Source organism: Aureimonas sp. AU12 (genome assembly GCF_001463705.1).
Lineage (GTDB): Bacteria > Pseudomonadota > Alphaproteobacteria > Rhizobiales > Rhizobiaceae > Aureimonas.
The window spans coordinates 21,987-28,185 of the sequence record NZ_BBWH01000019.1 but is presented as its reverse complement, the minus strand read 5'-3'; the positions used below and the strand labels follow the sequence as shown (position 1 = coordinate 28,185).

General features: G+C 71.1%; 4 protein-coding genes. All 4 read left to right on the top strand.

Annotation, left to right across the window (positions count from 1 at the left end):
• The coding region (gene cobU / locus AUL33_RS07010; protein ID WP_062205739.1) for a bifunctional adenosylcobinamide kinase/adenosylcobinamide-phosphate guanylyltransferase at window positions 1-486 on the top strand (486 nt) is incomplete at its 5' end.
• A gap of 6 nt (window positions 487-492) precedes the next feature.
• A complete protein-coding gene (gene cobW / locus AUL33_RS07005) occupies window positions 493-1,572 on the top strand; it encodes a cobalamin biosynthesis protein CobW (RefSeq protein ID WP_062205735.1) in 1,080 nt (359 codons plus the stop codon).
• Between the two features lie 2 nt (window positions 1,573-1,574).
• The gene (cobN, locus tag AUL33_RS07000) at window positions 1,575-5,546 is read left to right on the top strand and encodes a cobaltochelatase subunit CobN (RefSeq protein WP_062205732.1); all 3,972 of its coding nucleotides are present in this window, start codon (window positions 1,575-1,577) and stop codon (window positions 5,544-5,546) included.
• Window positions 5,543-6,184 carry a cob(I)yrinic acid a,c-diamide adenosyltransferase gene (gene cobO, locus AUL33_RS06995; RefSeq protein ID WP_062205729.1) on the top strand — a complete coding sequence of 214 codons (642 nt, stop codon included), beginning with the start codon at window positions 5,543-5,545 and terminating at the stop codon, window positions 6,182-6,184. Before cobN ends, cobO begins: the two co-directional genes overlap by 4 nt.
• Window positions 6,185-6,199: the final 15 nt, after the last annotated feature.

Sequence of the window (6,199 nt, the reverse complement as noted above, 5' to 3'; positions counted from 1 at the left end):
GCGCGCTCGGGCAAGAGCGCGCTCGCCGAAGGACTGGTGATCGCGAGCGGCCTCGCGCCGGTCTATCTCGCGACGGGCCAGGCCTTCGACGAGGAGATGCGGGCGCGCATCGACGAGCATCGCGAGCGCCGCCCGCCGCCCTGGCGCACGGTGGAGGCGCCGCTGGACCTTGGCGCCGCGATTGAGGCCCATGCGGGCGAAGGCTCGGCTCTCCTCATCGACTGCCTGACGCTATGGGTCACCAACCTCATGCTGGCGAAACGCGACGTGGCGGCGGAGAGCCAGCACCTCGCCGAGCGGCTGGCCGCCGGCGTGCCCGGCCTCGTCGTCCTCGTCTCCAACGAGGTCGGCCTTTCCATCGTGCCGGAAAACCGGATGGCGCGCGACTTTCGCGACCAGGCCGGCCGGCTCCATCAACGCATCGCCGCGGCCTGCGACGAGGTCACCTTCGTCGCGGCCGGGCTGCCCCTCAAGCTCAAGGGCTGACAAACCATGTCGAAGATTCCCGTCACCGTCGTCACCGGCTTTCTCGGCGCCGGCAAGACCACGCTCATCCGTCACCTCCTGCAGAATGCTAGAGGCCGGCGCATCGCGCTGGTGATCAACGAGTTCGGCGATCTCGGCGTCGACGGCGACATCCTGTCGGGCTGCGGCGTCGAGACCTGCCGCGAGGAGGACGTGGTGGAGCTGACGAACGGCTGCATCTGCTGCACCGTCGCCGACGACTTCGTGCCGACCATGCGCATGCTCCTGGAGCGCCGCGACCGGCTCGACCACATCGTCATCGAGACCTCGGGCCTCGCCCTGCCGCAGCCGCTGGTGGCCGCCTTCAACTGGCCGGAGGTGAAGACCGGCGCGACCGTCGATGGCGTCGTCACCGTGATCGACGCCGAGGCCGTGGCCGCCGGGCGCTTCGCGGCGGATGAAGAGAAGGTCCGGGCGCAGCGCGCCGCCGATCCCAGCCTCGACCACGACGACCCGCTGGAGGAACTGTTCGAGGACCAGATCCGCGCCGCAGACCTTCTCGTCCTGACGAAGACCGACCTCGTCGACGCCGCTTCGCTCGCGCGCGTGAAGGCCGAGATCGAGAGCGTCGCCGGCCGGCCGCTCGGCATCGTCACCGCCGACAAGGGTGCGCTGCCCGCCGACGTGCTGCTGGGTCTCGCCGCCGGCACCGAGGATCTCATCCACACCCGCCGCTCGCATCACGAGATCGAGCACGAGGGCGGCGAAATGCACGACCACGACGACTTCGAGAGCGTGGTCGCCGCTGCCAGCGAGATCGCCGACGTCGAGGCCTTTACGGTGGGGCTGCGCGCAATCATCGCGGCGCACGGCATCCTGCGGCTGAAGGGCTTTGCGGCGGTGCGGGGCAAGCCGGCGCGGCTGTTGGTGCAGGCCGTCGGCGGGCGGATCGAGACCTATTTCGACCGGCCGTTCCGGGCGGGCGAGGCGCGCGAGACCAGGCTCGTCGCCATCGGTCTGCACGATGCGATCGAGGCCGGGGAGATCGCCATCCTCGACGCCATCGCGGCGCTCGGGCTTACGGCCGACGCGCAGGCCGCGGAGTAGTCATGCATCTCCTCGCCGCCCAGCGCGGAACGATCGCGGACGGCGGCGAGGCCGTGGATCTCGGCCAGTCGCCGGGGGAAATCCTCTTGCTCTCGGCCGCCGACACGGAGCTCGCGGCGCTGGCGCTGGCGGCGGGGCGGCGGGGCCTCGGGCCCGGCGAGATCCGCCTCGCCAATCTCCTGCGGCTCGGCCACCCGATGTCGGTCGACACGTATCTGGCCCGCATGGGTGCGGCCGCCCGGCTCGTGGTGATCCGGCTGCTCGGGGGCGAGCGCTACTGGCCCTATGGCTGCGAGGCGATGCTGGCGGGCGCGCGGACGCACGGCTTCGCGCTGGCGATCCTGCCGGGCGACGACCGCTCCGACCCCGGTCTCGACCGGTTCTCGACGATCGCGATTTCGGACCGCGACCGGCTCTGGGGGTTTCTGCGCGAAGGCGGGGCGGAGAACGCCGAGGGCTTCCTCGAAGGCTGCCGCGCGCTCGTCTCGGGGCGTGCGGTGGCGGGCGAGGCGCGGCCGATCGCCAAGGCGGGGGCGCTGGCGTGGGATGGGGGGCGAAACGGGACGTTCGGGCAGGTTCAGGCGGAACGCAGCGATGCAGGCGGGGCTGCGGCGGGCGCGGCACCTTCCGACCCTGCCTCAACCTCTGAAACTCGTCATCCCGGCCTGGAGCCGGGATCCATGCCGCTGCCTAACCGGTCCGGCAACAACTCAAACACGCTCAACGCCGAGGCATGGATCCCGGCTCAAGCCCGGGATGATGAAACGCAGCAAGGAAGCGCTCGTCAGAAGGCCCCCCTCGAAGCATCGGCCCCGCTCGTCGCCATCGTCTTCTACCGGGCGCTGGTGCAGAGCGGGCAGACGGAGGCCGTGGAAGCGCTTGCCAAGGCGGTCGAGCGGGCGGGGTGCCGGGCGCGGGCCTTCTTCGTCTCCAGCCTGAAGGACGAAGCGAGCATCGCCGTGCTGCGCGCCGCCTTTGCCGCCGAGCCGCCGGCGGTCGTCGTCAACCTCACGGGTTTCGCCGTCTCCGCGCCCGGCGCGCCGCATCGGCCAACGGTGCTCGACGAGACCGGCGCGGTGGTGTTGCAGGCGGTGCTGGCCGGCGGCAGCGAGGAGGCCTGGGCGGCCTCGCCGCAGGGGCTTTCGGGACGAGACCTCGCGATGAACGTGGCGCTGCCCGAGGTGGACGGGCGCGTGCTCAGCCGCGCCATCGCCTTCAAGTCGGCGGGCGACTGGAACGCGCTCTGCGAACTCGACATCGTCTCGCACCGCCCGCAAGCCACCCGCGTGCGCTTCGTCGCGGAGCTGGCGCACGCCTGGGAGCGGCTGCGCGGCAAGGCGCCGGGCGAGCGCCGCGTCGCGATCCTCTTGGCCAACTATCCCAACCGCGACGGGCGGCTCGGCAACGGCGTCGGGCTCGACACCCCCGCCGGCACGGTGCGCGTGCTGGAGGCGATGCGGGACGCCGGCTATGCGGTGCCCGCCTTCCCCGAGACCGGCAATGCGCTGATCGAGCACCTGATGGCCGGGCCGACCAATGCCGGCACGCGCGCGAGGGAGATCCGCGAAACGCTCTCACTAGATGCCTATCGCGCCGCCTTCGAGGCGCTGCCGGACGCTGTTCGCGAGGCCGTCACCGCGCGCTGGGGTCCGCCGGAGAGCGATCCGTTCTTCGACCCCGCATATGGCTTCGCCCTGCCGCTGGCGCGCTTCGGCCATGTGATGGTCGGCATCCAGCCGGCGCGCGGCTACAATATCGACCCCAAGGCCACCTATCACGCGCCCGACCTCGTGCCGCCGCACAACTATCTGGCGCTCTACGCCTTCCTGCGGCGCGAGTTCGCGGCCGACGCGCTGATCCACATGGGCAAGCACGGCAATCTCGAGTGGTTGCCGGGCAAGGCGCTGGCGCTGTCGCAGACCTGTTTTCCCGAGGCGGTGATGGGGCCGATGCCGCATCTCTACCCGTTCATCGTCAACGACCCCGGCGAGGGCTCGCAGGCCAAGCGCCGCACCGCCGCCGTCATCGTCGACCACCTGACCCCACCGCTGACGCGCGCCGAGAGTTACGGCCCCTTGCGCGATCTCGAACGGCTGGTGGACGAGTATTACGAGGCGGCCGCCGCCGACCCGCGCCGCACCGCGCTGCTGAAGCGCCGGATTCTCGACCTCGTGGGCACCGCCGGGCTTGGGGCTGACGCCGGCATCGATGCCGCCACCGCCGACGAGGAGGCGGCGCTGGAACGGCTCGACGCCTGGCTCTGCGACCTCAAGGAGATGCAGATCCGCGACGGGCTGCATGTCTTCGGCCTCGCGCCCGAGGGCCGGCTCCTGACCGACCTGACGGTGGCGCTCGCCCGCCTGCCGCGCGGCCTCGAGCCCGAGGATGCCTCGATCCTGCGGGCGCTGGCGGCCGATCTCGGCTTGGCGGGCGGGGCGCGGCCAGCCGCCGCCTTCGACCCCCTCGCCTGCGACATGGCCGCCCCGTGGACGGGCGAGCGTCCCCAGCTCCTCCACAGCCTGTCCACCGATCCCTGGCGCAGCGCCGGCGACACGGTGGAGCGGTTGGAACTCCTGGCGGCCGGGCTCGTCGCGGGCGAGATCGCGGCCGATCCCGCCTGGATCTCCACAGGTGTCGTCCTCGCCGCCGTCGAGACGAAGCTGCGGCCCTCGATCACGGGCTCGGGCCCGGCCGAGATCGCCGGGCTGCTCATGGGTCTCGACGGACGCTTCGTGCCCCCCGGCCCCTCCGGTGCGCCGACGCGCGGGCGCCCCGACGTGCTGCCGACCGGGCGCAACTTCTTCTCCGTCGACACCCGCGCCGTGCCGACGGAGGCCGCGTGGACGCTGGGGCGCAAGTCCGCCGAGTTTCTCGTCACCCGCCACCTTCAGGACCACGGCGACTGGCCCCGCGCCATCGGCCTCACCTGCTGGGGCACGGCCAACATGCGCACGGGCGGCGACGATATTGCGCAGGCCTTCGCGCTGATCGGCGTCAAGCCGGCGTGGGACCGCGCCTCGGGCCGCGTCACCGGCTTCGAGATCCTGACGCCCGCCGCGCTCGGGCGCCCGCGCGTCGATGTCACCCTGCGCATTTCCGGCTTCTTCCGCGACGCCTTTCCCGACCAGATCGCGCTGTTCGACCGCGCCGCGCGCGCGGTGGGCGTGCTGGAGGAAGACGAGGCCGACAACCCGATCGCGGCGCGCATGCGGGCCGAGCGCGCCGGCCTCGAGGCCGAGGGCGCCGAGGCGGGGGTCGCGGCGCTCGCCGCCGGACACCGCGTCTTCGGCTCGAAACCAGGCGCCTACGGGGCAGGGCTGCAGGCGCTGATCGACGAGGGCGGCTGGGAGAGCCGCTCGGATCTGGCGGAAAGCTTCCTCGTCTGGGGCGCCTATGCCTATGGCGCGGAGGCGGAAGGGCTGCCCGAGCGCGCCGCCTTCGAGCGGCGGCTGACGCAGCTCGACGCCGTCGTGCAGAACCAGGACAATCGCGAGCACGATCTTCTGGATTCCGACGACTACTACCAGTTCGAGGGCGGCATGAGCGCGGCGGTGGAGCACCTCTCCGGCCACGCGCCCGCCGCCTATCACAACGACCACTCGCGCCCCGAGCGCCCGGTGATCCGGACGCTCAGTGAGGAGATCGCGCGCGTCGTGCGCGCCCGCGTCGTCAATCCCAAATGGATCGCGGGCGTCATGCGCCACGGCTACAAGGGCGCCTTCGAGATCGCGGCCACGGTGGATTATCTCTTCGCCTTCGCCGCAACGACCGACGCGGTGGCCTCGCACCATTTCGACCTCGTTCACGCCGCCTTCGTCGAGGACGAGGCGGTGGCCGGCTTCATGCGCGACAACAATCCGGCCGCCTTCGCCGAGATGCAGGCCAAGCTCGACGAAGCCGTGCGGCGCGGGCTCTGGCATCCCCGCTCGAATTCCGCTGTTATCGCGCCATCAGAAGGACGGATCGAACCATGAGCGAAAAATCGCCCCTCGTCGCCGCGATGAGCGAGGAGGAACTCGATGCCCGCCACGCCGAGAAGATGCGCAAGAAGAAGGCGGCGCGCGACAAGATCCTGGCGACGAAGACCGAGGTGAAAGGCCTCGTCATCGTCCACACCGGCAAGGGCAAGGGCAAGTCCACCGCCGCCTTCGGCCTCGTCTTCCGGGCGCTCGGCAACGGCATGAAGGTCGGCATCGTGCAGTTCGTGAAGGGCAAGTGGGAGACCGGCGAACGCCGGGCTCTCGACCGCTTCCCCGGCGAGGTGACGATCACGGCGATGGGCGACGGCTTCACCTGGGAGACGCAGGACCGCCAGCGCGACATCGAGGCCGCGCGCGCCGCCTGGGAGCGCGCCAAGGCGATGATCATCGACGAGGACCACCAGCTGGTGGTGCTGGACGAGCTCAACATCGTGCTGCGTTACGACTATCTGCCGGTGGCCGAGATCGTCGACTTCCTGCGCGACCACAAGCCGGAGATGAAGCACGTCGTCATCACCGGCCGCAACGCCAAGGAAGAGCTGATCGACTTCGCCGATCTCGTCACCGAGATGGAGATGATCAAGCACCCGTTCCGGTCCGGCATCAAGGCGCAGCTCGGGATCGAGTTCTAGGCGCGTCGCGCACCT